20 protein-coding genes are annotated in these 26,749 nt (G+C 68.9%); 11 read left to right on the top strand and 9 right to left on the bottom strand.

The annotated features are described in order from the left end of the window. Positions 1-41 precede the first annotated feature (41 nt). The gene (locus tag ACH4ZA_RS09760) at positions 42-1,427 is read right to left on the bottom strand and encodes a serine hydrolase domain-containing protein (RefSeq protein ID WP_398428740.1); all 1,386 of its coding nucleotides are present in this window, start codon (positions 1,425-1,427) and stop codon (positions 42-44) included. 59 nt (positions 1,428-1,486) lie between these two features. Beyond that, the gene (dnaB, locus tag ACH4ZA_RS09755) at positions 1,487-2,965 is read right to left on the bottom strand and encodes a replicative DNA helicase (protein ID WP_319188031.1); all 1,479 of its coding nucleotides are present in this window, start codon (positions 2,963-2,965) and stop codon (positions 1,487-1,489) included. Positions 2,966-3,422: 457 nt separating this feature from the next. Between dnaB and ACH4ZA_RS09750 the strand changes: the two genes are divergently transcribed. Next, a complete protein-coding gene (locus ACH4ZA_RS09750; RefSeq protein ID WP_398428739.1) occupies positions 3,423-4,760 on the top strand; it encodes an MATE family efflux transporter in 1,338 nt (445 codons plus the stop codon). Positions 4,761-4,900: 140 nt separating this feature from the next. On the opposite strand, the gene rplI is transcribed toward ACH4ZA_RS09750, so the two are convergent. From rplI to rpsF, 4 genes are all read right to left on the bottom strand, one after another. After that, positions 4,901-5,347 (bottom strand): 50S ribosomal protein L9, encoded by a 447-nt coding sequence (gene rplI, locus ACH4ZA_RS09745; protein ID WP_107443001.1) that lies wholly within the window; start codon positions 5,345-5,347, stop codon positions 4,901-4,903. An 18-nt stretch (positions 5,348-5,365) separates the two neighbouring features. After that, positions 5,366-5,602: a 30S ribosomal protein S18 gene (gene rpsR / locus ACH4ZA_RS09740; RefSeq protein WP_020130672.1), complete on the bottom strand. Its 237-nt coding sequence runs from the start codon at positions 5,600-5,602 to the stop codon at positions 5,366-5,368. A gap of 81 nt (positions 5,603-5,683) precedes the next feature. Beyond that, complete coding sequence (locus ACH4ZA_RS09735; RefSeq protein ID WP_398428738.1) at positions 5,684-6,286, bottom strand: single-stranded DNA-binding protein; 603 nt, start codon at positions 6,284-6,286, stop codon at positions 5,684-5,686. A gap of 76 nt (positions 6,287-6,362) precedes the next feature. Then, positions 6,363-6,653: a 30S ribosomal protein S6 gene (gene rpsF / locus ACH4ZA_RS09730; protein ID WP_006604399.1), complete on the bottom strand. Its 291-nt coding sequence runs from the start codon at positions 6,651-6,653 to the stop codon at positions 6,363-6,365. A 287-nt stretch (positions 6,654-6,940) separates the two neighbouring features. Between rpsF and ACH4ZA_RS09725 the strand changes: the two genes are divergently transcribed. The 3 genes from ACH4ZA_RS09725 (at position 6,941) to ACH4ZA_RS09715 (ending at position 9,708) form a co-directional block, all read left to right on the top strand. Then, positions 6,941-7,252: a hypothetical protein gene (locus tag ACH4ZA_RS09725; protein ID WP_057576590.1), complete on the top strand. Its 312-nt coding sequence runs from the start codon at positions 6,941-6,943 to the stop codon at positions 7,250-7,252. A 216-nt stretch (positions 7,253-7,468) separates the two neighbouring features. After that, positions 7,469-8,590, top strand: coding sequence for a peptidoglycan bridge formation glycyltransferase FemX (gene femX / locus ACH4ZA_RS09720; RefSeq protein ID WP_319276905.1), 1,122 nt, complete (start codon positions 7,469-7,471; stop codon positions 8,588-8,590). An 86-nt stretch (positions 8,591-8,676) separates the two neighbouring features. After that, positions 8,677-9,708 (top strand): alanine racemase, encoded by a 1,032-nt coding sequence (locus ACH4ZA_RS09715; protein WP_306950460.1) that lies wholly within the window; start codon positions 8,677-8,679, stop codon positions 9,706-9,708. Between the two features lie 80 nt (positions 9,709-9,788). Here ACH4ZA_RS09715 and ACH4ZA_RS09710 read toward each other — a convergent pair whose 3' ends face one another. Both ACH4ZA_RS09710 and ACH4ZA_RS09705 read right to left on the bottom strand, forming a co-directional pair. After that, a complete protein-coding gene (locus ACH4ZA_RS09710) occupies positions 9,789-11,288 on the bottom strand; it encodes a glycosyltransferase family 87 protein (RefSeq protein WP_398428737.1) in 1,500 nt (499 codons plus the stop codon). A gap of 142 nt (positions 11,289-11,430) precedes the next feature. Next, positions 11,431-14,127: a transglycosylase domain-containing protein gene (locus ACH4ZA_RS09705; RefSeq protein ID WP_398428735.1), complete on the bottom strand. Its 2,697-nt coding sequence runs from the start codon at positions 14,125-14,127 to the stop codon at positions 11,431-11,433. Positions 14,128-14,489: 362 nt separating this feature from the next. Here ACH4ZA_RS09705 and ACH4ZA_RS09700 point away from each other — a divergent pair, with 362 nt between their 5' ends. The 4 genes from ACH4ZA_RS09700 to ACH4ZA_RS09685 all read left to right on the top strand — a co-directional run bounded on the left by ACH4ZA_RS09700 (position 14,490) and on the right by ACH4ZA_RS09685 (position 18,295). Then, positions 14,490-15,173, top strand: coding sequence for a helix-turn-helix transcriptional regulator (locus tag ACH4ZA_RS09700; protein WP_398428734.1), 684 nt, complete (start codon positions 14,490-14,492; stop codon positions 15,171-15,173). A gap of 44 nt (positions 15,174-15,217) precedes the next feature. Beyond that, a complete protein-coding gene (locus ACH4ZA_RS09695) occupies positions 15,218-16,300 on the top strand; it encodes an inositol-3-phosphate synthase (RefSeq protein WP_319276894.1) in 1,083 nt (360 codons plus the stop codon). A 92-nt stretch (positions 16,301-16,392) separates the two neighbouring features. Continuing rightward, positions 16,393-17,667, top strand: a complete 1,275-nt coding sequence (locus tag ACH4ZA_RS09690) for an MFS transporter (protein ID WP_319276892.1) — start codon at positions 16,393-16,395, stop codon at positions 17,665-17,667. 109 nt (positions 17,668-17,776) lie between these two features. Then, positions 17,777-18,295 carry a hypothetical protein gene (locus ACH4ZA_RS09685; RefSeq protein ID WP_319276889.1) on the top strand — a complete coding sequence of 173 codons (519 nt, stop codon included), beginning with the start codon at positions 17,777-17,779 and terminating at the stop codon, positions 18,293-18,295. Between the two features lie 110 nt (positions 18,296-18,405). Here ACH4ZA_RS09685 and ACH4ZA_RS09680 read toward each other — a convergent pair whose 3' ends face one another. Then, positions 18,406-19,872 (bottom strand): CCA tRNA nucleotidyltransferase, encoded by a 1,467-nt coding sequence (locus tag ACH4ZA_RS09680; protein WP_319276887.1) that lies wholly within the window; start codon positions 19,870-19,872, stop codon positions 18,406-18,408. 268 nt (positions 19,873-20,140) lie between these two features. Here ACH4ZA_RS09680 and ACH4ZA_RS09675 point away from each other — a divergent pair, with 268 nt between their 5' ends. The 3 genes from ACH4ZA_RS09675 (at position 20,141) to ACH4ZA_RS09665 (ending at position 26,727) form a co-directional block, all read left to right on the top strand. After that, positions 20,141-22,540 carry a DUF6049 family protein gene (locus ACH4ZA_RS09675; RefSeq protein ID WP_398428733.1) on the top strand — a complete coding sequence of 800 codons (2,400 nt, stop codon included), beginning with the start codon at positions 20,141-20,143 and terminating at the stop codon, positions 22,538-22,540. 44 nt (positions 22,541-22,584) lie between these two features. Next, entirely contained in the window at positions 22,585-24,873 is a 2,289-nt protein-coding gene (gene murJ, locus ACH4ZA_RS09670) for a murein biosynthesis integral membrane protein MurJ (RefSeq protein WP_398428731.1), read from the top strand. 138 nt (positions 24,874-25,011) lie between these two features. Then, positions 25,012-26,727 (top strand): serine/threonine protein kinase, encoded by a 1,716-nt coding sequence (locus tag ACH4ZA_RS09665; protein WP_398428730.1) that lies wholly within the window; start codon positions 25,012-25,014, stop codon positions 26,725-26,727. Positions 26,728-26,749 lie beyond the last annotated feature (22 nt).

Genomic DNA, 26,749 nt, shown 5'->3' with positions numbered 1-26,749 from the left:
CGTCGGGCTCGGGTCTTCAACCCGTTCCGCTCGCAGGACGCTCAGGAGATTCCGCGCCATCCCGCGGGGTCGACTCCGCCGGGCACTGCGGCCCCCTGGTCGTACGGCTGGCGCGTGAACACGAACGACCCCAGGTCCAGGTGGTCCACGCTCCCGTCGGGCCGCCGTACGGCCCTCAGGAGCTCTCCTGCGTAGTAGCCCTCCAAACCGGTCCAGGTACCGTCCCCGTTCGGCCGGAACCGGGAACGCCGACCGCCGCCCGACAGCGGCCCGAGGGAGACGAGGCCGTCGGACGTGACCCGCAGGGCGAAAGCGCTCGTGCCCCAGTACCACTGCCCCGCCAACTCCAGAACGGCGGCGTCGACTTCCTTCAGCGGGCGCCACGGCTCGGGGATGCGCGGCTCGGCGTCGGCGACGATGCGTACGAGATCGGACGCGACCTGGGACACCATCGGGCCGGAGGTGCAGTTGGCGAGCACCACGGCGGCCACATCGTCCGCCACGCCGATGGTGAGAGACGCCAGGAAGCCCGGCACCGACCCGGAATGACCCACGAGCATGCGGCCGTCAAGATGCTGGATCTGTAGCCCGAGACCATAGGTGGCTCCCTCGGCCAGATCCCCCGGCCCGGCGGGCGCGGACGGCGTCTGCATCTCGCGCAGGGTCTCCGGGCCGAGCACCCGCTCGTCGCCCTGCGCCAGAAAGGCGGCGAAGCGCGCGAGGTCGCCGGTCGTGGACCAGAGCTGTCCCGCGGCGGCCATGCGCCCGAAGTCCTCGACGGGCTCCGGCAGCATGACGTCGGCCCACGGATGCACCGCCCAGCCACCCGCGGCCGGCGACCGAGGCCGGACACCGGTGCGTGTCAGACCCAGAGGTTCGATCACCTCACAGCGCACGGCCTCTTCCCAGGACACCCCGCGAAGCTCTTCCACGAGGGCGCCCAGAAGGGTGTAGCCGACGTTCGAATAGTGAAACCGCCGTCCGGCCGCGCATGGAGGGGCCAGGTCGCCCAGGACGTCGGCGAGCCCGGGGCGCAGCGAGCCCGGAGTGCGCTCCCACCACGGGCCCGGCGATTCGGCGGCCAACCCGGCGGTGTGGGACAGCAGTTCGGCCACGGTTGCGCCGCCCGCTCCCGTGCCGGGCAGGTGCTTCTCCAGCGGGTCCTCGAGGCCGAGCACTCCTTCGTCACGCAGCCGCATGACGAGGACGGCGGTGAAGGTCTTGGTGATCGAGCCGATCCGGTACTGCACGTTCTGGTCCGGCCCGTGCCCCTCGACCGAGGTCCGCGCCCCGTGCCACACGGTCTGCCCATCCCTTACGACCGCGGCGACGAGCGACGGGGCCCGGCCTTCCGACTGGGCCACGGCGATCCGGTGATGCAGGGCCCGTCGGGTGCCGGCCAGCAGGCCTTCCTGAGGTGTCGTCATGACCCCAGTCCACCCGCCGCACCCCGCGGCGTCGAGTTCATTTCACCCGGGGCGCGGAATCAGGTCTGGGCCATGTCCACGAAGCGTGAGTAGTGGCCCTGGAAGGCGACCGTGATCGTGGCCGTCGGGCCGTTACGGTGCTTGCCCACGATGATGTCGGCCTCCCCCGCCCGCGGGGACTCCTTCTCGTAGGCGTCCTCGCGGTGCAGCAGGATCACCATGTCGGCGTCCTGCTCGATGGAGCCGGACTCACGCAGGTCGGAGACCATCGGCTTCTTGTCCGTGCGCTGCTCGGGACCACGGTTGAGCTGCGAGAGCGCGATCACCGGCACCTCCAGCTCCTTGGCCAGCAGCTTGAGGTTACGGGACATGTCCGAGACCTCTTGCTGACGGCTCTCGGAGCGCTTCGAGCCACCGGCCTGCATCAGCTGCAGATAGTCGATGATCACGAGCTTGATGTCGCTGCGCTGCTTCAGCCGGCGGCACTTGGCGCGGATCTCCATCATCGACAGGTTCGGGGAGTCGTCGATGTAGAGCGGGGCCGAGGAGACCTCGGGCATGCGGCGGGCCAGCCGGGTCCAGTCGTCGTCGGTCATGGTGCCCGAGCGCATGTGGTGCAGGGCGACACGGGCCTCGGCGGACAGCAGACGCATCGCGATCTCGTTGCGGCCCATTTCCAGGGAGAAGATGACACTCGGCAGGTTGTGTTTGATCGACGCCGCGCGCGCGAAGTCCAGCGCGAGCGTGGACTTTCCCATGGCCGGACGAGCCGCGATGACGATCATCTGGCCCGGGTGCAGACCGTTGGTGAGCGAGTCGAGGTCCGTGAAGCCGGTGGGCACGCCGGTCATCTCACCGCTGCGCGAGCCGATCGCCTCGATCTCGTCGAGAGCGCCCTCCATGATGTCGCCGAGCGGCAGGTAGTCCTCGCTGGTGCGCTGCTCGGTGACGGCATAGATCTCTGCCTGGGCCCGGTTGACGATCTCGTCGACGTCGTCGTCGGCCGCGTATCCCATCTGGGTGATGCGGGTGCCGGCCTCGACCAGCCGGCGCAGGACCGCCCGCTCGTGGACGATCTCGGCGTAGTACTCCGCGTTCGCGGCCGTCGGCACCGTCTGGACGAGGGTGTGGAGATAGGAGGCCCCGCCGACCTTGTTGATCTCGCCGCGTTTCGTGAGCTCGGCCGCGATGGTGATCGGGTCGGCCGGCTCGCCCTTGGCGTAGACGTCGAGGATCGCCTGGTAGATCGTCTCGTGGGCCGGCTTGTAGAAGTCATGGCCCTTGAGGACCTCCACCACGTCCGCGATGGCGTCCTTCGACAGGAGCATGCCGCCGAGAACGGACTGCTCGGCGTCGAGGTCCTGCGGCGGCACCCGCTCGAAAGGCGTCCCGCCGCCCTCCCAGTCGCCGCTGTCCCGGCCCCGTTCGTGCTGCTCCTCGCGTGCACGGCCCCCGTCCCCTCGCCGACGGGAGGCGGGCAGACGATCACTGGGACCGCTGTCGGCCCACGGGTCGTCCAAGGGCTCGGAAATGCTCACCGAGCCACCTCCTCCCGTCCGCCGAGCGGACCTCGCCGTGCATCTGTTCTACGGCACGACACTGACAATTGAGAGGCCCAACTCCGCTTGCGGCGCGTCGGTTTTGTGAGGTTTCACCGGTCGACGGACGGAGCGGGCGCCGGACCACGGTAGGCCCGCGGGCACCGTCAGCCAATCTGGTTATCCACAGGCCGTGTGGACGACGGCCCGGATGCTGTGGAGAACTCCGCCAAACCTGTGCACGACCCGGTGGACAGGCCTGTGAACAAGCCCTCGATTTTTCTCGGCCATACCCTCTGAACTGCGGTTTCCCCATCCACCGGCTGTGTAGAAGAAAAAGTTGCCCGGTCGGACCAAGATCCCTTCGAACGGCGCGCGAGAAGGAGTGGGACGCAACGCCGAGTAAGGGTTGCAGCACAATTGTGTCTCTTACCTGTGGACGATTAGATTAGTGCTCATGACACAGGCTCCCGCGCCCGCCGAGGCTCCCCGACGACGGCATGATCGCGAGATCCTCGCACTGGCCGTGCCGGCGTTCGGCGCTCTCGTCGCCGAGCCGCTCTTCGTCATGGCCGACAGCGCGATCGTCGGCCATCTCGGCACCGCCCAACTGGCCGGACTCGGCATCGCCTCCGCCCTCCTCACGACCGCCGTCAGCGTCTTCGTCTTCCTCGCCTACGCCACCACCGCCGCCGTTGCCCGCCGCGTCGGCTCCGGCGACCTCCCGGCCGCCATCCGGCAGGGCATGGACGGCATCTGGCTGGCACTTGCGCTGGGCGCCGCTGTGATCATCGCCGTCCTTCCCGGCGCACCGTCGCTCGTGGCCCTCTTCGGCGCATCGGACACGGCCGCACCGTACGCCACCACCTATCTGCGCATCTCGGCCCTCGGCATCCCGGCCATGCTCGTCGTCCTGGCGGCGACGGGAGTTCTGCGCGGGCTCCAGGACACGAGGACCCCCCTCTACGTCGCGGTCGGCGGATTCGTCGCCAACGGCGCCCTGAACGCCGCGCTCGTCTACAGTGCGGAGCTCGGCATCGCGGGATCCGCCTGGGGCACCGTTGTCGCCCAGTGGGCCATGGCCGCGGTCTATCTGGCGGTCGTGATCCGGGGAGCCCGCCGACATGGCGCGTCCCTGCGGCCCGACGCCGCCGGAATCAGGGCGTCGGCCCAGGCCGGAGCCCCCCTGCTGGTCCGAACGCTCTCCCTGCGAGCGATTCTGCTGATCGCCACCGCCGTGGCTGCCCGTCTCGGGGACGACGACATCGCGGCCCACCAGATCGCTCTGGGGCTGTGGAGCCTGCTCGCCTTCGCCCTCGACGCCATCGCCATCGCCGGACAAGCCATCATCGGTCGGTACTTGGGGGCCGATGACGCCCAGGGCGCGCGGGACGTCTGCCGCCGTATGGTCGAGTGGGGCATCGCCGTGGGCGTGGCACTCGGCCTGTTGGTCGTCATCACCCGGCCGCTGTTCCTGCCGCTGTTCACCAGCGACCAGGCGGTGAAGGACGCCGCTCTGCCCGCACTGCTCGTGGTGGCGCTCTCCCAGCCCCTCTGCGGCATCGTCTTCGTACTGGACGGTGTGCTGATGGGTGCGGGAGACGGCCCCTATCTGGCCTGGGCGATGGTGGGCACGCTGGCCGTCTTCACCCCCGTGGCACTGCTGGTACCGGTCCTCGGCGGCGGTCTCACCGCGATTTGGGGAGCGATGACGTTGATGATGACCGTGCGGCTGCTCACCCTCTGGCTGCGAGCACGCTCGGGACGCTGGGTCATCACCGGTGCGACCCGCTGACCGTTCCACGGGAAACCGAGGGGCGCCCAGCCGGCGTTTCACGTGAAACAGGCAAGCGGAAGGGGCCGCACCCGGTGGGTACGGCCCCTTCTCGGCTCTCAAGCCGACTCCCGGTTCTACGAGCCGGGCGAGCGACGCGATCAGGCCGCGACGACCTCGATGTTGACCTTGGCGGCAACCTCGGGGTGCAGACGCACGGACGTCTCGTGAGCGCCCAGGGTCTTGATCGGCGAGCCGAGCTCGATGCGGCGCTTGTCGACCTCGGGGCCACCGGAAGCCTTGATCGCCGAGGCGACGTCGGCAGGGGTGACGGAACCGAAGAGACGACCGGCGTCGCCGGAGCGAACGGCCAGACGAACCCGGACGCCCTCGAGCTGGGCCTTCACAGCGTTGGCCTGCTCGATGGTCTGGATCTCGTGGATCTTGCGAGCGCGACGGATCTGCTCGACGTCCTTCTCGCCACCCTTGGTCCAACGGATAGCGAAGTTCCGCGGGATCAGGTAGTTGCGAGCGTAGCCGTCCTTGACGTCGACGACGTCGCCCGCGGCGCCGAGGCCGGAGACCTCGTGAGTGAGGATGATCTTCATTTGTCGGTCACCCTTCCCTTATCGCGCCTGGGCGGTGTAGGGCAGCAGCGCCATCTCACGGCTGTTCTTGACGGCCGTGGCGACGTCACGCTGGTGCTGCGTGCAGTTGCCGGTCACGCGACGGGCACGGATCTTGCCGCGGTCGGAAATGAACTTCCGCAGCATGTTCGTGTCCTTGTAGTCCACGTACGTGACCTTGTCCTTGCAAAAAGCGCAGACCTTCTTCTTAGGCTTGCGCACAGGCGGCTTCGCCATGGTGTTTCTCCTGTGTGATCAAGAAGTTGGGATACGACCCGCCTTCGACCCGGCCCGGCCCGGACAACCGGGCCAGAAGGTCTAGAAGGGGGGTTCGTCCGAGTAGCCGCCGCCGCTGGCGCCGCCGGAGTTTCCACCCCAGCCGCCGCCACCGCCGCCACCGCCGCCCTGCTGGCCGCCGGCGGGAGCGCCGGTCGCCCAGGGGTCGTCGGCGGGAGCGCCGCCGCCCTGCTGGCCGCCGCCGGAGTTTCCACCCCAGCCGCCGCCACCCTGGCCGCCACCGCCGCCGTAACCACCCTGGCCGCCCTGGCCACTGCGGCCGGAAGCCTTGGTGACCTTGGCCGTGGCACTGCGCAGGCTGGCGCCGACTTCCTCGACGTCCAGCTCGTAGACCGTGCGCTTGACGCCCTCACGGTCCTCGTAGGACCGCTGCTTCAGCCGGCCCTGCACGATGACGCGCATGCCTCGCTGGAGCGACTCCGCGACGTTCTCCGCCGCCTGACGCCAGACCGAGCAGGTCAGGAACAGGCTCTCGCCGTCCTTCCACTCGTTCGTCTGGCGGTCGAAGGTGCGGGGAGTGGACGCGACACGGAACTTCGCGACCGCCGCACCGGAGGGGGTGAAGCGCAGCTCGGGGTCGTCGACAAGATTGCCGACGACCGTGATGACGGTCTCGCCTGCCATGGGGGAACCTCTCGGCGGGTTTGCTGCTGGCTGCTGGTGCTGCTACTCGGAATCCCGAGATCAGCTGAGCGTGAGCTCAGTGGGTCTCGGGGCGGAGGACCTTGGTCCGGAGGACCGACTCGTTCAGGTTCATCTGGCGGTCGAGCTCCTTGACGACCGCAGGCTCGGCCTGCAGGTCGATGACCGAGTAGATGCCCTCGGGCTTCTTCTTGATCTCGTACGAGAGACGACGACGGCCCCAGGTGTCGACCTTCTCGACCTTTCCGTTGCCCTCACGGACGACGGAGAGGAAGTTCTCGATCAGCGGGGAGACAGCGCGCTCCTCGAGATCGGGGTCGAGGATGACCATCACCTCGTAGTGACGCATGTGGAACCCACCTCCTTTGGACTCAGCGGCCACGGTCGATCCGTGGCAGGAGGGTTGTGATGCGTTCGCAACGGTATCGGCCGCCACTGACAATCGAGGGTCGGCGAGCGACATCCTCGATCTGAGCTGGGCGGACTCCCTGGCATGGCCTGGGCAGACACCGGTGCAGAGGGTACAGAGTACCTGCACACGCGCTTCCGGTTGAAATCCGGCCTGGGTGACCGTCAATCTGTACACGTCGGGTGTGTATGGCGCTACGATGCGCCGCCTTCCGCAGGAGGTGCCGTATGGCACAGGCATTGCGACCCAATACCGCCGGATCTCTCTTCGCCACCGACGGCAGACCCCATCCGCTCCAGGACGCGCTGCTCGCGGTGACGCTGGTGCTCGGACTGACGGCCTTCATCACGTCGTTCTTCCACAGCCTGCATCTGCTCAGCTCCTGGACCGGCCTGGTCGGGATCCTGACGGGCGCGTACGGGCAGTGGGTCTCCGAGACCACCCGTGAACGCTTCGGTCTGATCCTGGGTCTGGGCGCCGCGGGCTTCGGCTTCTTCATCGGCATGGCGCACGGCGGCCTCTTCGGCGGACTCTGGTGACCCGGCCAGCGCCGCCGACCGCGGCGCCCCGGGTCTCCCGCGTCCCATAGGACACCCGGAACACCCACGAACCCAGACGGAACGCCCCGGCCGCGCACGGGCCGGGGCGCAGGTTCCCTATGCCCAGTCAGGCCGCTCGAAAGGCGCAGTAGGCTTCGGCGCGAGAGCCGGAGCCCCTGAACCCATGGGGACACACCAGCCCGAGGAGCGCCCCGAATGAGCCTGACCCTGAGGACGATCAGCCGCGAGCAGCATCTGGCGTACATCCAGAGCCTGCCGTCGGCGAGCCACATGCAGGTTCCGGCCTGGGCCGACGTCAAGGCCGAGTGGCGGTCGGAGAGCCTCGGCTGGTTCGACGAGCGGACCGGGGAACTGGTCGGCGCGGGTCTGGTCCTCTACCGCCAGCTGCCCAAGATCAAGCGCTACCTGGCCTACCTGCCCGAGGGTCCGGTCATCAACTGGTACGCGCCGAATCTCACCGAGTGGCTGGAACCGATGCTGGCGCACCTCAAGCAGCAGGGCGCGTTCTCGGTGAAGATGGGTCCGCCGGTGATCATCCGCCGCTGGGAGGCCACCTCCATCAAGGCCGGGATCCAGAGCCCGGACGTGAAGCGACTGCGCGACATCGAGGCCGACTTCATCGAGCCGCGCGCCTTCGAGGTGGCCGACAAGCTGCGCCGCATGGGCTGGCAGCAGGGCGAGGACGGCGGGGCCGGATTCGGTGACGTCCAGCCGCGGTACGTCTACCAGGTGCCGCTGGCGAACCGTTCCCTCGAAGAGGTCCACAAGAACTTCAACCAGCTGTGGCGCCGCAACATCAAGAAGGCCGAGAAGGCGGGCGTCGAGGTCGTCCAGGGCGGTTACCACGACCTCGAGGAATGGCAGCGGCTGTACGAGATCACCGCCGTGCGCGACCACTTCCGGCCGCGCCCTCTGTCGTACTTCCAGCGCATGTGGACGGCCCTCAACACCGAGGACCCCAACCGGATGCGGCTGTACTTCGCCCGCCACAACGGCGTGAACCTCTCGGCGGCCACGATGCTGATCGTCGGCGGACACGTCTGGTACTCCTACGGCGCCTCCGACAACATCGGCCGTGAGTTCCGTCCGTCGAACGCCATGCAGTGGCGCATGCTGCGCGACGCCTACGCGCTCGGCGCCACCGTCTACGACCTGCGCGGCATCTCCGACTCGCTGGACGAGACCGACCACCTCTTCGGCCTGATCCAGTTCAAGGTCGGCACGGGCGGCCAGGCCGCCGAGTACCTCGGCGAGTGGGACTTCCCGTTGAACAAGCTGCTCCACAAGGCCCTCGACATCTACATGTCACGCCGCTGACGTCCCGTCCAGTGCTTGCATGTCTCCGACACCCCTGACGCACTTCCCCCACCACCGCAGCCCCGAGAAAGGTCCCAGGTCCGGCCATGGCGCTCACGCTCTACGTCGACACCGCGCGCTGGCGGGCGCACCACAAGCACGTGCAGGAGCAGTTCCCGGGGCTCGTTCCGGTCTGCAAGGGCAACGGCTACGGCTTCGGGCACGACCGGCTCGCGGAGGAGGCCACCCGGCTGGGTTCGGACGTCCTCGCCGTCGGCACGACGTACGAGGCCGCGCGCATCAAGGACTTCTTCGGCGGCGACCTCCTGGTGCTGACGCCCTACCGGCGCGGTGAGGAGCCCGTCCCGCTGCCCGACCGGGTCGTGCGCTCGGTGTCGTCGGTGGACGGCGTGTACGGCCTCGTGGGGGCCCGCGTGGTCATCGAGGTGATGTCGTCGATGAAGCGGCACGGCATCAGCGAGCAGGACCTGCCACAGCTGCACGCGGCCATCGAGAACGTCCGGCTGGAGGGCTTCGCCATCCACCTGCCGCTGGACCGCACCGACGGCTCCGACGCCGTCGAGGAGGTCATCGGCTGGATGGACCGGCTGCGGGCGGCCCGTCTGCCGCTGCACACGATGTTCGTCAGCCACCTCAAGGCCGATGAACTCGCTCGACTTCAGCAGCAGTTCCCGCAGACCCGCTTCCGCGCCCGCATCGGCACGCGGCTGTGGCTCGGGGACCACGACGCCACCGAGTACCGCGGCGCCGTCCTGGACGTCACCAAGGTCGCCAAGGGGGACCGCTTCGGCTACCGGCAGCAGAAGGCCGCCTCCGACGGCTTCCTGGTCGTCGTGGCGGGCGGTACGTCGCACGGGGTGGGCCTGGAGGCCCCCAAGGCCCTGCACGGCGTCATGCCGCGCGCCAAGGGCGTCGCCCGGGCCGGCCTCGCCACCGTGAACCGGAACCTCTCGCCGTTCGTCTGGGGCGGCAAGCAGCGCTGGTTCGCCGAGCCGCCGCACATGCAGGTCTCCATCCTGTTCGTGCCCTCGGACGCACCGGAGCCGCACGTCGGCGACGAGCTGGTGGCCCATCTGCGGCACACCACCACCCAGTTCGACCGGCTCGTGGACCGCTGAGCGGCTGACAGACGCGACAGAGGCCGTAGGCGGAGGTTCCGCCTACGGCCTCTGTCACGTCCGCGCAGGGCGGTGTTCGCTCACGGCGAACTGTCGATGACATCCTGCTTGCCCCAGTCCACCTGGGGGCCGTCGAAGTGCGAAGCGTGCCGCGGAGGATGGGCGGCCGCGCCCAGGACGAAGACGTCCTCCGCCCCGTCGAGCACTCCGCCCGAGGGATCGTCGTCGCCGCTCAGACGCACCACGTCCCGTTCCGGCATCAGGATGTCGCGCACGACCACGCCGCACAGATAGAGCGTTCCCAGCAGGTGGACGCCGATGGCCCAGTGGTAGCCGTCGGTCGGCAGGCCCTTGTGGGCGTCGCCGCTGGTCGTGTACGCGAGGTACATCCAGATGCCCAGGAAGTAGACGACCTCGCACGCCTGCCAGATCAGGAAGTCCCGCCACTTCGGCCGGGCCAGTACGGCCAGCGGCACCAGCCACAGGACGTACTGCGGCGAGTAGACCTTGTTGGTCAGGATGAAGGCCGCGACGATCAGGAAGGCCAGCTGAGCGAAGCGGGGCCGGCGGGGCGCCGTCAGCGTGAGCGCGGCGATGCCCACGGCGCACAGGACGACCAGAAGCGTGGCCAGCGTGTTGACGCTGTCGGTGGTGAGGGGGTCGCTGGAGTTCTGGGCCAGGATCAGCCAGAAGGACCCGAAGTCGACACCCCGCTCCTGGCTGAACCGGTAGAACTTGGACCACCCCTCGAAGGCGAAGAGCATGACCGGCAGGTTCACCACGAGCCAGGCCACGGCCGCGCCTCCCAGCGCCTTGCCGAAGTCCCGCCACTTCCCGGCACGCCAGCACAACACGAACAGCGGGCCGAGCAGGAAGACCGGGTAGAGCTTCGCGGCAGTCGCGAGGCCCAGCAGGAGGCCGAACGCCAGGGCCCGGCCCCGGGACCACATCAGCATGGCCAGGGCCGTCAGAGCGACCGCCAGCAGGTCCCAGTTGATGGTCGCGGTCAGCGCAGCGGCGGGCGCCAGGGCGATCAGCAGGCCGTCCCACGGTCGCCGGGCGTGCGTCCGGGTCACACAGACGGCGATGACGGCAGCGCACGCCATCAGCATCCCGGCGTTGACCATCCAGTACCACTGCTCCTGGTGCTGGATGCTGCCGCTGCCCGGCGTCAGCCAGCCGGCCACCTCCATGAACACACCGGTCAGCACCGGGTACTCGAGGTAGTCCATGTCGCCGGGGAGCTTGTCGAAGTACGGCACGAGTCCGTCGGCGAAGCCGCGCCCCTGGTAGAGGTGCGGGATGTCCGAGTAGCAGGCGTGCGTGTACTGGGAGCTGGCACCGAAGAACCAGCCGCCGTTGTAGCAGGGCGCCTTCTGGATCAGTCCTAGGGCGAACATCCCGATCGCCACGAGCGCGATGATTCGTACGGGGGTCCACCAGGACGTTCCCAGCAGGGCTCGTCGGCCGAGGGGGCCGCCGATCAGCTCACTGCCGGCGGCGGCCACCGGGTCTTCGCTGGTCGGCTTTACCGGATCCGGCTCGTTCAGGCGGGCCGGCGTCGATTCTGCACTGGGCATGGGCGACATCCTGCCGTACACAGCTGGGTGAACGCCGAGGGCCGCCCCACCTGGTGCGGTGGAACGGCCCTCGTTTCACGTGAAACATGCGCATGTTTCACGTGAAACACCCAAGCCGGACTAGGAGCCGGCTGATGTACGGCTAACCAGCAGGCCCTCCGAAGAACCCGCTGCTGGTATTGCCTCTGGGGTCACCCTCGTTGTCCGACGTAGTCGGCGACGGGCTGGTGCCGCCATTACCGCCGTTGCCGTTTCCGCCGTTGCCGTTTCCACCGTTCACCCCGCCGCTGCTCTGACCGTCGCAGCCGAAGAAGCTGTTGCAGGTCTCCGACGAGGAGGGCGAGGGCTCGATCGAGGGCCGGCTGGGGGACGGCGACGGCGACGGCTTCTCTTCCTCGCTTTCGGAAGCCGAGGGCGACGGCGACGGCGACGGCTCCGCGTTGACGACCTCGCCGATGGGCTCGGGCTCCGGGAAGTCCTTCGCCGGGGTGCCCTCCAAGGCTTCAGCCATGTAGTCGTGCCAGATCTGCGCCGGGAACGAGGCGCCGTGGATCTTCTTCTGGCCGCCCGTTCCGAACATCTCCAGGAAGGTCCGGTTCTTGTTCGACTCGTCGTCGTCGTAGCGGAACATGCTCACCGCGGTCGACAGCTGCGGGGTGTAGCCCACGAACCAGGCCGACTTGTTGCCGTCGGTGGTACCGGTCTTGCCCGCGACCTGGCGGCCAGGAAGCTGGGCGTTGGTACCGGTGCCCTTCTCGACCACGGTCTTGAGGACGTCGGTGACGTTGTCGGCGACCTTGTCCGTGAACGCCTGCTCGGTCTCGTCCTCGTGCGTGAAGATCTGGCCCTTCTCGCTCGTGACCTTCTCCACGGAGTACGGGTCGCGCTGCTTGCCGCTGGCGGCGAACGTGGCGTACGCGCCCGCCATCCGGATCGCGCTCGGGTCGGAGATGCCGATCGAGAAGGACGGGAAGCCGCTGTTGGTCAGGCTGGACGGCTTCAGGCCCGCCTTGACGGCCGAGTCCTTCACCTTTTCCAGGCCCACGTCCATGCCCAGCTGCACGAAGGCGGAGTTCACCGACTCACGCATCGCCTCACGCAGGTCGATCTTGAACTTGGGCGGCGTGCCGAGCGAGACGTTGCCGTCGTTCGTCTGCAGCCACTCCTCACCCTTCTCGTTCTTCCAGACCGTGCCGTCGTAGTTCTTGATCTTCAGCTTGTTCTTGCCGCTGAACAGGCTCTTCGGCGAGACGATGGTGCGCTCGTCCTGGGCCTGCGACGACCCCAGGTCCGGATTGCGCACGCCCCAGGTCATCGCGGCCGCCAGCACGAACGGCTTGAACGTCGAACCGACCTGCGCGCCGGTCTGGTCGGCGTTGTCGGTGAAGTGCTTGGTGGCGTCCTCACCGCCGTAGATGGCCCTGATGGCACCGGTGGAAGGTTCCACGGACGCCCCGCCGAACTGCACGTGGGTGTCCGTGTCCGGCCGCTGCTTCGGCTTGATGTTGGCCTGCTGGACCTTCTTGACCGATTCCTCGAGCTTCGTGACCTTGGCCCTGTCGAAGGTCGTGTAGATCGAGTAGCCGCCCTGCTGCAGCGAGTCCTGGGTGATCCCCGTCTTCTTGCTGTTGGTGACCAGGTAACCGTTGGCGAGGTCGACGAGATAGCCGACCTGGCCCTTGAGGTCGGTGTTCGAGCGCGGGTTCTCCCACTCGGGGAGCGTCGGGTACTTGGCCCGCACGGAGGCGTCCAGATGACCGTACTCGACCATCTTGTCGAGCGTGTCCTGCATCTGGCGCAGGGCCCGCTTGCTGTTCGCGGCGGGCGTCGCGCCGACCGGGTCGACGGAGGTCGCGCCGGCCGGGTCGTAGTACGTGGCGCCCTTCAGCATGGCGGCCAGGAAGGCGCACTCGCCCGGGTTGAGCTTGATCGCGTCCTTGTTGAAGTAGGCGCGTGCGGCAGCCTGGATGCCGTAGGCGTTGCGGCCGTAGTACGCCGAGTTCAGGTAGCCGGCCATGATCTGGTTCTTGTCGACCTCGGCGCCCACCTTGATGGACACGAAGATCTCCTTGAACTTCCGGGAGAGCGTCTGCGACTGGTCGTTGAGCATCGCATTCTTGACGTACTGCTGGGTGATCGTCGATCCGCCCTGCGTCTGTCCGCCGCGGGCCATGTTGAACACGGCGCGGGCGATGCCCTTGGGGTCGATGCCGCTGTCGTCGTAGAAGGTCTTGTTCTCCTGCGAGATCACCGCCCAGCGCATCTCCTCCGGGATCTGCGAGAGGTCGATGTTCTGCCGGTTCGTCTCACCACCGGTGGCAACCATCTGGGTGCCGTCCTTCCAGTAGTAGACGTTGTTCTGGGCCGTCGCCGTCTTGGCGATGTCCGGAATGCCCACCATCGCGTACCCGATGCCCGCCACGGCCACCAGGCTGCCGACGAAACCGACGAACAGACCGGCGACGAGCTTCCAGGACGGCACCCAGCGCTGCCAGCCGTCCTTCCCGGCGCGCGGGTAGTCGGCCAGACGCTTCCGGTCCGGCGTGGCCCGTCCTCTGCCCCGGCCGGGGCCGGTGGAGCCGCCGCGCCGGCCTTGCGCGGGTTCGGCTGCTCTACGCCGTCCGCCCGCGTTCCTCGGGGACGAGCGTCGGGCGTCGGCACGGCTGCCGAACGGCTGCTCGTCGCCTCCGACCCCTTGCCCCAAGCCGTAGTCGGAGGGAGATCCGGTGGCGCCTCGCGGTGCCGCGCGGCGGCCGGAGGACGCACCGGACTGGCCGCGTCGGGCCGCGGCACGTCCGCCTCCCTGCGGCTGCGGCGGTTTGCGACGGTGCTCGCTCATCGAACGATTACTCCTCGGGCAGGCGCATCCGTGCGCGCCTGGAAAAGGCGGCTGGTTTCCTGTCCCCCCAAAGTACGGACGCGGTCGGTCGCGCATTCATCCGTACTGCACCGAGGACCTCGACGCCCCCCGGCGTCTCATGGGTCCCGGTGGTGTGCATGGCGCACAGACTACGCACCACCAAAACCTGCCTAGCCCCAAAATTCACCCCAAATCAGACAACCTGCCTCCAACTAATCAGTGATGTGATCCCGTTCACCATTTGCCCTCTTGTCGCATCCGGAAGGCCGTTCTATCGTCGTGATGTATCGAGTCGATACATCAGAGCGAGATAAGCCGAGACGGACCGAGGGGAGGCGACGATGAGCCGGCGTTACGGGATCCTCGAGTTCGCCGTCCTCGGGCTGCTCCGCGAGTCCCCGATGCACGGCTATGAGCTGCGCAAACGACTCAACACATCACTGGGCGTGTTCCGTGCGTTCAGCTACGGCACGCTCTACCCCTGCCTCAAGACGCTGGTCGCCAACGGCTGGTTGATCGAAGAGCCGGGGAACACCACCGAGGACGCCCTCGCCGCACCCCTCACAGGGCGGCGCGCCAAGATCGTCTACCGGTTGACGGCCGAGGGCAAGGATCACTTCGAGGAGCTGCTCTCACAGACCGGCCCCGACGCGTACGAGGACGAGACCTTCGCCGCTCGTTTCGCCTTCTTCGGGCAGACGTCACGTGATGTGCGCATGCGCGTGCTGGAGGGCCGCCGCAGCCGGCTGGAGGAGCGCCTCGAGAAGATGCGCGCCTCCCTGGTGCGCACACGGGAGCGCCTCGACGACTACACGCTTGAGCTCCAGCGCCACGGAATGGAGTCCGTGGAGCGCGAAGTGCGCTGGCTGAACGAGCTCATCGAGAGCGAGCGGGCCGGACGGGACCTGAAGGGTTCCGACTCCGGGGGGCCCGCTCAGCAGAACACCACATCTGGATCGCCGGGCGTCCTGCCCCGTGCCGGGGACATCCCCGGGACGGATTCGCCCGACGACACCGCCACGTGAGCGCCCACCCAGGGCCTCACTCGTACACACAGGGAGCAACCGGAATGGGTTCGGTTCGCGTAGCCATCGTCGGCGTGGGCAACTGCGCGGCATCGCTGGTGCAGGGCGTCGAGTACTACAAGGACGCCGACCCGGCGACCAAGGTGCCGGGCCTGATGCACGTGCAGTTCGGGGACTACCACGTCGGTGACGTCGAGTTCGTCGCGGCCTTCGACGTCGACGCGAAGAAGGTCGGCCTCGACCTCTCGGACGCCATCGGCGCCAGCGAGAACAACACCATCAAGATCTGCGACGTCCCGAACAAGGGCATCACGGTCCAGCGCGGCCACACCCTGGACGGTCTCGGCAAGTACTACCGCGAGACCATCGAGGAGTCCGCCGAGGCCCCGGTCGACGTCGTCCAGATCCTCAAGGACCGACAGGTCGACGTCCTCGTCTGCTACCTGCCCGTCGGCTCCGAGGACGCGGCGAAGTTCTACGCCCAGTGCGCCATCGACGCCAAGGTCGCGTTCGTCAACGCTCTCCCGGTCTTCATCGCCGGCACCAAGGAGTGGGCGGACAAGTTCACCGAGGCGGGCGTCCCGATCGTCGGCGACGACATCAAGTCCCAGGTCGGCGCCACCATCACGCACCGTGTGATGGCCAAGCTGTTCGAGGACCGCGGTGTCCGTCTCGAGCGCACCATGCAGCTCAACGTCGGCGGCAACATGGACTTCAAGAACATGCTGGAGCGCGACCGCCTCGAGTCGAAGAAGATCTCGAAGACGCAGGCCGTCACCTCGCAGATCCCCGACCGCGAGCTGGGCGAGAAGAACGTCCACATCGGTCCCTCGGACTACGTGGCCTGGCTGGACGACCGCAAGTGGGCGTACGTCCGCCTCGAGGGCCGTGCCTTCGGCGACGTCCCGCTGAACCTCGAGTACAAGCTCGAGGTGTGGGACTCCCCGAACTCCGCGGGTGTCATCATCGACGCCCTGCGCGCCGCGAAGATCGCGAAGGACCGCGGCATCGGCGGTCCGATCCTGTCGGCGTCGAGCTACTTCATGAAGTCCCCGCCGGTCCAGTACTTCGACGACGAGGCCTACGCCAACGTCGAGAAGTTCATCCGCGGCGAGGTCGAGCGCTAGCCCGACCGAACGGAAATTCGCTCCTGCCAGGGCTGAGAAGGGTCCCCGGGTCAGCCGACCCGGGGACCCTCCCCGTATGTGAGGCTGTGCCCATGGCCGTCGTCCGTGATCTGCGCGTCCTGCTGCGCTTCGGGAACTTCCGTCGCCTGCTCGCCGTGCGGCTGCTCTCCCAGTGCGCGGACGGCGTCTACCAGGTCGCGCTCGCCACCTACGTCGTGTTCTCCCCGGAGAAGCAGGCGTCGGCCACCGCGATCGCCTCCGCCATGGCGGTCCTGCTGCTGCCCTATTCGCTGGTCGGTCCCTTCGCCGGCGTCCTCCTGGACCGCTGGCGCCGTCGGCAGGTCTTCCTGCACGGCAATCTGTTGCGCGCCCTGCTGGCGTCCGCGACAGCCGCACTGATGGTCGGCCGGGCGCCCGACTGGCTCTTCTACGCCTCCGCGCTGTGCGTCACCGCGGTCAACCGCTTCGTCCTCGCCGGGCTGTCCGCGGCCCTTCCGCGCGTGGTCGACGGCGAGCGTCTTGTGATGGCCAACTCCCTTTCACCGACGGCCGGGACGCTGGCCGCGGTCGCGGGCGGTGGTCTCGCCTTCGCCGTCCGGCTGGTCGCCGACTCCGATACGGCGGTGGTGCTGCTGGCGTGCGCCCTGTATCTGTGCGCAGCGCTCATGTCGCTGTCCATGGCCGCGGATCTGCTCGGGCCCGACCGTGGGCCGGTCCCGCCCGGTCTGGCGGCCGCGCTCAGGGGCACTGTGCGCGGCCTCTCGGCCGGCGTACGACATCTGTCCGAGCCGCGGCGTGAGGAGGCCGCCTGGGCGCTCGTCTCGATCTCACTGATGCGGTTCTGCTACGGCGCTCTGACCGTCATGGTGCTGATGCTGTGCCGGTACGCCTGGTCGTCCGACCCCGACGACGGACTGGCCCTGCTGGGAGTCGCGGTGGGCGTCTCCGGAGCCGGCTTCTTCGTCGCGGCGGTGGTGACGCCCGCGGCGGTGGGGCGACTTGGCCCGCTCCGCTGGATCGTCGTCTGCTCCGGGGCGGCCATGGTGCTGGAGCCCCTGCTGATGCTCCCCTTCGCCCGGACCGCCGCGTTCGTCGCCGCGTTCGCGCTGGGGCTGGCCACCCAGGGCGCGAAGATCGCCACCGACACCGTCATCCAGTCCCGTGTGGAGGACGGCTTCCGCGGCCGGATCTTCTCGCTCTACGACGTGCTGTTCAACGTCGCGTTCGTCGGCGCCGCCGCAATCTCCGCCCTGATGCTGCCGCCTGACGGCCGCTCTGCCGCCCTGGTGGTCACGATCTCCGTTATCTACGGAGCAAATGCTGGCGCTATGGCCCGCTTTGCACGTCGCCGAGTGTCACATCAATGACACAGACTCCCCCTCAGGTGCGGCGTTGTCAGTGGGGCCCGGTAACTTACGTGGGTCTTACTTAGCGAATGATTTCGCGCCACACCTAAGTTTCTAGGGGGAACCCCAAGTGTCGACTCCGCCGCCCCAGGGCCAGAACCCGTTTGCGCAGCAGGGCCAGCAGCCCTACGGCCAGCCCCAGGGCCAGGCGCCCTACCCGCCGCAGGGCGGCTACCCCCAGCAGCCCGGCCAGCCCGGCTACCCCACCGCCCCCTACGGCGCGGTTCCGCCGGAGCAGCCCCGCCGCAAGGTCAGCTTCAAGCTGATCAAGAACGTGGTCATCGTGATCGCGGTCATCGGCGCGGCCATCGGCGCCTACATATCGAGCCAGGACGACGCCAAGACGGCGGCGGTCGGCGACTGCATGCACCGCGGCAACAGCAACGACAACGACCCCGACCTCGAGGTCGTCAAGTGCGACTCCTCGCAGGCGCAGTACATCGTGCTCGCGAAGGTCAAGGGCTCGTTCACGGAGCTCACCGCCGACAGCAAGTGCAAGGCCGAGGCCAAGGACTTCCAGTACTCGTACACCGAGACCGGCGACGGCAGCAACTTCCTGCTCTGCCTGAAGGACTACGCGAAGAAGTAAGGCAGCGTACGAAGGGGCGGTGTTTCACGTGAAACACCGCCCCTTGTCACGTCCGGCGATCAGACCGCCTGGGGGCATGTTTCACGTGAAACATGCCCCTCGTCGCGATCTCAGCCCTGCTCGGCCCACCACTGCTTGAGGGCGGCCACCGCGGCGTCGTGCTCCATCGGCCCGTGCTCCAGGCGCAGCTCCAGCAGATGCTTGTACGCGTTACCGATGGCAGGGCCCGGCCCGACGCCCAGGATCTCCATGATCTGGTTGCCGTCGAGGTCGGGGCGGATCGCGTCCAGCTGTTCCTTCTCCTTCAGCTGGGCGATGCGCTCCTCCAGCCCGTCGTACGCCCGCGAGAGCGACGCCGCCTTCCGCTTGTTCCGCGTGGTGCAGTCCGAGCGGGTCAGCTTGTGGAGGCGTTCGAGGAGCGGCCCGGCGTCCCGGACATAGCGACGCACCGCAGAGTCCGTCCACTCACCCATGCCGTACCCGTGGAAGCGCAGGTGGAGCTCCACCAGCCGCGAGACGTCCTTCACCAGCTCGTTGGAGTACTTCAGGGCCGTCATGCGCTTCTTCGTCATCTTCGCTCCGACCACCTCGTGGTGGTGGAACGAGACACGGCCGTCCTTCTCGAAGCGGCGGGTGCGCGGCTTGCCGATGTCATGCAGCAGCGCGGCAAGCCTCAGCACGAGGTCGGGGCCGTCCTCCTCCAGGTCGATCGCCTGCTCAAGGACGATCAAGGTGTGCTCGTAGACGTCCTTGTGCCGGTGGTGCTCGTCGCTCTCCAGCCGCAGGGCGGGCAGCTCGGGCAGCACATGAGCGGCGATGCCGGTGTCGGCCAGCAGGGCCAGCCCCTTGCGCGGGTGCGTGGAGAGGATCAGCTTGTTCAGCTCGTCCCGTACCCGCTCGGCGGAGACGATCTCGATACGGCCGGCCATCTCCGTCATGGCCGTGACGACCTCCGCGGCGACCTCGAAGTCGAGCTGGGCGGCGAAACGGGCAGCACGCATCATCCGCAGCGGGTCGTCCGAGAAGGACTCCTCCGGCGTGCCCGGAGTGCGCAGAACCCGGGCCGCGAGGTCACCGAGACCGCCATGCGGGTCGATGAACTCCTTCTCGGGCAGCGCCACGGCCATGGCGTTGACGGTGAAGTCACGCCGGACGAGGTCCTGCTCGATGGAGTCGCCGTAGGACACCTCGGGCTTGCGCGAGGTGCGGTCGTACGCCTCGGAGCGATAGGTGGTGACCTCGATCTGGAAGCACCGGTCGACGCCTTCGACCCGGGCCTCCTTCTGCAGGCCCACGGTGCCGAAGGCGATCCCGACCTCCCACACGGAGTCCGCCCAGGGGCGCACGATCTTCAGGACGTCCTCGGGCCGGGCGTCCGTCGTGAAGTCCAGATCGTTGCCGAGCCGGCCGAGCAAAGCGTCCCGGACCGAGCCGCCGACCAGGGCGAGGGAGAATCCGGCCTCCTGGAAACGACGGGCGAGGTCGTCGGCGACAGGAGCGACCCGCAGGAGTTCGCTCACCGCGCGGTGCTGCACCTGACTCAGGGCGCTGAGGTTGTCTTCGTTGGCGTTCGGCACAACAGAAGAGGGTACGTGCCCTGGCGAGCCGAGGCCCCCCTGTTTCGGCGCCGCGGGACGTACCCTCGGGTAAGGGTGCAACCTCTATTTATGCCGCCCATAAGCCCCTGGGAGAACGTCCGGCTGCATAACGGTACACAGCGGACGGGGCCACCGTTCCTTCACGATCTTGTGGCGCAGTCCGCGGCACTTCCCCTCAGCGCGCATCGTTACCATGCGTGGACGCACATTCCGACGACCACTGACGACGACGAGGACGGGCGAACGCGTGGCCGAGGCGGCAGACTTCCCGGGGATGCACCCCTCACCTGCCCGCCGGTGGCTGCGGCGCACCGGCGCACTGCTCGCCGGGGCGCCCTTGCTGGCCGGTCTCCTTCAGCTGCCCGCGCAGGCCGCCGGCCACTCCGCCGCCAAGGACTCCTCCGACGCGGGAACCGTGGCCGTCGCCGTCGACTCGCTCACCCCCGCCGTTCCCGGCGAAGGGGACACGGTGACCGTCTCCGGCACGGTCACCAACAACGGCAAGCAGGCGGTGACCGACGCCCACGTGGGCCTGAGCGTGGGCTCACCGCTCACCACCCGCTCGGCGATCGACAGTGCCGCCGACCGCGCGGACGCCCTCCCCGCGGACGGCGCCGAGGTGGGCGGCAAGTACGTCGCCGCGTTCGCCAGGCTCACGCCGGGTGTCGCGGAGCACTTCACCATCGCCGTCCCGGTCGACAAGCTCGACCTCGATAAGGACGGCGTCTACCCACTGAGCGTCACCCTCTCCGGCGAGACGCCGGCCAGGCAGTGGGAGCAGGTGCTGGGCGTGCAGCGGACCTTCCTGCCGTGGCAGCCCGACACCGCGGACACCCGCACCCGGACGACCGTGCTGTGGCCGCTGACCTCCAGCGTCCACATGACGGCGGAGACCGGCTCGAACGCCCAGCAGACGCCTGTCTTCCTCAACGACGACCTGGCCCGGGAGATCTCGCCCGGCGGCCGCCTCGACCAGCTCCTGAGCCTCGGCAGGGAACTCGACGTCACCTGGGTGATCGACCCGGACCTGCTGGCGTCCGTCGACGCCATGACCGGCAGCTACCGGATCCGCGGCGAGGGCGACACCACCACGGCCGGCACCCGTCAGGCGGTCGCCAAGCAGTGGCTCGCCGATCTGCAGAGCGCGGTCACCGGCAAGGAAGTCGTGGCGCTGCCCTTCGCCGACCCCGATCTGGCCTCGCTCGCGCACAACGGCACCGGCGTCACCGGCTCGCTGAGCCAGCTCAAGGCCGCCACGGACGTCGCCGCCACCACGGTGGAGACGGTGCTCCACGTGACCCCGAGCACCGACTACGCCTGGCCGGTGGAAGGCGCCGTCGACCCCTCGATCGTGAAGGTCGCCACCTCCGCCGGCGCCGACAAGGTGATCGCGCGCAGCGACAGCCTGACGGACGGCGACCTCTCGTACACGCCGTCCGCGGCCCGGCCGATCGGCGGCGGCATCACGGCCGTGGTGGCGGACGCACGGCTGTCGACGGCGTTCCAGGGGGATCTGACCAGGGCCTCCGCGGCGACGCTCGCCGTACAGCGGTTCCTCGCCCAGAGCCTCGAGCTGAACCTGCAGACGGACAAGCAGCGCAGCATCGTCGTCGCCCCTCAGCGGATGCAGACCGCCGCCCAGGCCAGGGCGCTCGCCCAGGCCGTCACCACGCTCCAGACCGCAACCTGGTCGCAGTCCCAGCCGCTCACGGCGGCCGCCAAGGCCAAGCCGGATCCGCGCGCCAGCACCACGGTGCCGTCGAAGAAGGCGTATCCCGCCGCGCTGCGCAAGCAGCAGCTGCCCCGGTCGGCCTTCGAGGAGATGGCCGAGACCCAGGAAGAACTCGACAATTTCAAGGTGATCCTCGCCCGGGAAGCCCGGGTGGTGACCCCCTTCGGGCGGGCCATAAACCGCGAGATGTCCACGTCCTGGCGAGGCCGCAGCACCGAAGCGAGCGCCTTCCGGCAGGGCGTGCGGGAGTACCTCGACACCCTCACCGGCCAGGTCAAGCTGATCGACAAGTCGGACACGAAGCTCTCCGGGCGCAGCGCCACGATCCCGGTGACCGTGCAGAACAACCTGGTGCAGGGCGTCGACCACCTGATCCTTCGGCTCACGTCGACCAACCCGACCCGTCTGGAGATCGACGGCGACGACTTCTCCGAGCAGCGGGTCACCGTCTCCGGCGGACACACGTCGACCGTGAAGTTCCCCACGTCCGCCAACGTCAACGGCCAGACACGGGTGATCGCGCAGCTGTACACCGAGGACGGCCAGAAGTACGGCACCGCGGTCGCCTTCGAAGTGAAGGTCACCGAGATCACGGCCACGGTGATGCTGGTCATCGGCGGCGGCGTCCTGCTCCTGGTGCTGGCGGGCTTCCGCATGTACACCCACCGCAAACGCGCAGCGGCCCGGGAGACCGAAGAGCCGGACGCCTCCCGGGAGAGCGAGGAGGCCGGGCCCGACGCAGCGGACGAGCCCTCCGCAGGCCCGGAGAAGCCCGAGGATTCCCTGGAGCACGCCGGGGAGGAGTCCGGGGTCCCGACCGGGGCGGACGGCCCGCAGCAGGCGAGTGACGGGACGCCGGACACCGCAGCGGAAAGCGCGGACCCGTCCGGCACGGGTGAGAGAGTGGACCGTTGAGGATGTCGTGGCCGGTGGGCCCGGGACGATGAGGTGGGGTAACCATGAACGCGCCGTACGAGGGTGACCGCGGCCAGGCCGCGGGCGGCTCGGGCCCTCCCGAGGGCATGCCGCCCGAGAACGGGCAGGTGCCGCCGCAGCACCCCGCGGACATGTACCTCCAGGACGCCTACGACCAGGATCCCTACCGGTCCCAGGACCTCACCGCACAGGACCCGGTCGCCGAGGCGCTGTACGACCGTGCCGCGCACCCCCCGCCGCCGCCGGGCTCCCACCAGCCGCCGCAGCCGCTGTACGGCACGCCTGAGCAGTCCCCGTACGCCCCCGACCCGCGTATGTGGGCCCGGACGCCGGCGCCCGAGCCGGAGGGTCCCACCCAGTACCTGCCGTACGGCGACGACCCTCGCACCACCCGGTTCGTCGGCGTCGACGACCTGGTGACGCACTCCGGCGAGCAGCAGCACCAGCCCGACGCGTTCGCCCACCTCTTCCGGGACCAGCAGCAGAGCGGTCACCCGCAGCAGGCCGGCTCGGCGGAGCCGCCGGCCGTGCCGGGCCCGGCACAGGCTCCCGGCGGACCGGCGGCGGCTGCCCGCCGCCAGGGACCGGCATCCCCGTCCCCCGCGGTGGACCAGACGATGAACCTCACCGCCACGCCGGACGCGGCTCCCGTGCCCGACGCCCCGGCCGCCCCGAAGAAGGGCGGACGAGCCGCGGGTCTGCTGAAGTCCAGCGCCGTCATGGCGGCGGGCACGATGGTCTCCCGCCTCACCGGCTTCGTCCGGTCCGCGCTGATCGTCTCGGCGCTGGGCGTCGGCCTCCTCGGCGACACCTTCCAGGTCGCCTACCAGCTGCCCACGATGATCTACATCCTGACCGTCGGCGGCGGCCTCAACTCCGTCTTCGTGCCGCAGCTCGTGCGCGCCATGAAGGAGGACGAGGACGGCGGCGAGGCCTTCGCCAACCGCCTGCTCACGCTGGTCATGGTGGCGCTCGGCGTGCTCACCGTCGCCGCGATCGCCGCCGCGCCCGTCCTGATCCGTCTGCTGTCCGACTCGGTGGCCGGCGAACCGGCGGCCAACGAGGTGGGCGTCACCTTCGTCCGCTACTTCCTGCCCTCGATCTTCTTCATGGGCGTCCACGTGGTGATGGGTCAGATCCTCAACGCGCGCGGGAAGTTCGGCGCGATGATGTGGACGCCGGTCCTCAACAACATCGTCATCATCGTGACGCTGGGCATGTTCATCTGGGTCTACGGCACCTCCGCGGACTCGGGGATGAAGGTCACGACGATCCCGCCGGAGGCCGAGCGGCTGCTCGGCGTCGGCGTCCTGCTCGGTCTGGTCGTCCAGGCCCTCGCGATGATCCCGTACCTGCGCGAGACCGGGTTCCGGCTGCGGCTGCGCTTCGACTGGAAGGGCCACGGCCTCGGCAAGGCGGCGACCCTCGCCAAGTGGACCGTGCTGTTCGTCCTGGCCAACCAGGCCGGCGCGCTCGTCGTCACCCAGCTGTCCACGTCGGCGGGCAAGGCCTCGCACATCGACGGCACCGGCTTCGCGGCCTACGCCAACGCCCAGCTCATCTGGGGCCTGCCGCAGGCCATCATCACGGTCTCCCTGATGGCCGCGCTGCTGCCCCGCATCTCCCGTTCGGCGGCCGAGGACGACGGTGGCGCGGTCCGCGACGACATCTCGCAGGGCCTGCGCACCACCGCGGTCGCGATCGTGCCGATCGCCTTCGGCTTCCTCGCGCTCGGCATCCCGATGTGCACGCTGATCTTCGGCTCCTCGGGCACGGGCGCGGCCACGAACATGGGCTTCATGCTGATGGCCTTCGGCCTCGGCCTGATCCCCTACTCCGTGCAGTACGTCGTCCTGCGCGCGTTCTACGCCTACGAGGACACCCGCACCCCCTTCTACAACACGGTCATCGTGGCCGCGGTCAACGCGAGCGCCTCTCTGGTCTGCTACTTCGTCCTCCCCACCCGCTGGGCGGTGGTCGGCATGGCGGCCTCCTACGGCCTGGCGTACGCGATCGGCGTCGGCGTCGCCTGGAACCGGCTGCGCAAGCGGCTGGGCGGCGACCTCGACGGCTCCCACGTCCTGCGCACCTATGCCCGTCTGTGCATCGCCTCCGTGCCGGCCGCCCTGATCAGCGGCGCGGCCTGCTACGGCATCGGCCACAGTCTCGGCCAGGGCGTCCTGGGCTCGTTCGCCGCGCTGCTGGCCGGCGGGGCACTGCTGCTCGGTGTCTTCTTCGTCGCCGCCCGCCGCATGCGCATCGAGGAGCTCAACTCGCTCGTCGGTATGGTGCGCGGACGCCTGGGTCGCTGAGACAAGGGGTAGGCGCACAACCATCGTCCGCCGCCGCGTGTCGTGCATAGCGGCGGACTGTGGGCACAATTGGGTTCGGCGTCGGACGGCGCGCACGAGGTCGGACGGCGCGCAATGGATGGGGAGGCAGGAACGACGGTGGCGGAACGGAGCACAGCTGCCGTCGACGTGGCAGACAACAGCGGTGACGAGCCGCTGACCGCACAAGCGGACCAGTCCACGGCCGACGGGGTGGTCAAGAACCGGGAGCAGGACACGGACAGCGACGAGGCACAAGGGAGCGGCGGGACGGAACATCCCGGAAAGGCCTCACCGCCGGAACTGCACAGCGGTCACAAGCTCGCCAGACGCTACCGCCTCGAAGAGTGCGTCACCCGTCTGGACGGCTTCAGCAGTTGGCGTGCGGTCGACGAGAAACTGCGCCGGGCCGTGGGCGTCCACATCCTGCCCGCGGACCACTCACGGGCCCGTTCGGTGCTGGCCGCGGCCCGATCCTCCGCCCTGCTGGGCGATCCCCGCTTCGTCCAGGTGCTGGACGCCGTCGAGGAGAACGACCTCGTCTACGTCGTCCACGAGTGGCTGCCCGACGCCACCGAACTGACCGCGTTGCTCGCGGCCGGTCCGCTGGAGCCGCACGACGCCTACCAGATGGTCAGTCAGATCGCCTCCGCGATGGCCGCGGCGCATCGCGAAGGACTGTCGCACCTGCGGCTGAACCCCAACGCCGTGCTGCGCACCTCCTCAGGACAGTGGCGCATCCGCGGCCTCGCCGTGAACGCCGCCCTGCGCGGCGTCTCCACCGATACCCCTCAGCGCACCGACACCGAGGCGATCGGCGCCCTGCTCTATGCGGCGCTCACCCAGCGCTGGCCCTACGAGAACGACGCCTACGGGCTGTCCGGCCTACCCAAGGACGTCGGGCTGATCGCACCCGACCAGGTGCGTGCCGGCGTCCACCGCGGGCTGTCGGAGCTGTCCATGCGCGCGCTGGTGAACGACGGCGCGACCGCCTCCCGGCATGAGGCCGCCTGCACCACGCCGGAGGAACTGGTGAAGGCGATCGGCGAGATGCCCCGCATCCGCCCGCCGGAGCCGGCCTTCACCGCCCCGCCCGAGTACCAGCGCACGACCTACCAGCAGGGCACCTACGGCCGCCCCGCGCCGCACCCGGCCGCCACACAGCGTGTGCCGGTGCCGCCGCCTCCGCTGCAGAGCCGCACCGGCAAGGCCCTGAAGTGGGCGGTCTCCGCCCTCCTCATCGCCGCACTCGGACTGGGCAGCTGGCAGCTCGCGGACGCCCTGATGGACCGGAGCAAGCCCGACGACACCAACCAGACGCAGACGACGGACGAGGGCGACAAGAACAGCGCGGCGCCCAAGCCGGTCAGCGTGCTCAAGATCCACGACGCCGCCGAGTACTACCCGGACGGCACCCCGCAGCACGCCAACGACGCGAAGCTCACCTACGACGGAGACAGCTCGACGTACTGGCGGTCGCGCTCGTTCGACGCCGGGCCCGTGCTCGCGCCGTACAAGAAGGGCGTGGGCATCGTCTACGACCTCGGCTCGGAGAAGGAGGTCTCGGGGGTCTCGATAGGGCTTCTCTACGGCGGCGACTACACCGCCGCCGGCCTGTACGCGGCCGACTCGCTCTCGTCGTCGGCGCCTCTCACGTCGATGAAGAAGATCGCGGACGCCCGGACGTCCGGACGGGAACTGAAGATTTCCGCCAAGACGGCGGTGAAGACGCGGTACGTTCTCGTCTGGATCACCGCCGCGCCCAAGAACGCCGGCGACGAATGGACCGGCGCCGGCTACAAGCAGGCCATCACCGACGTGAAGTTCACGGGCTGACGTCTCACCGGAGGGGGAGGAG

This window comes from Streptomyces sp. NPDC020597, assembly GCF_044335095.1.
Lineage (GTDB): Bacteria > Actinomycetota > Actinomycetes > Streptomycetales > Streptomycetaceae > Streptomyces.
This window is presented reverse-complemented; position numbering and strand designations above follow the sequence as displayed.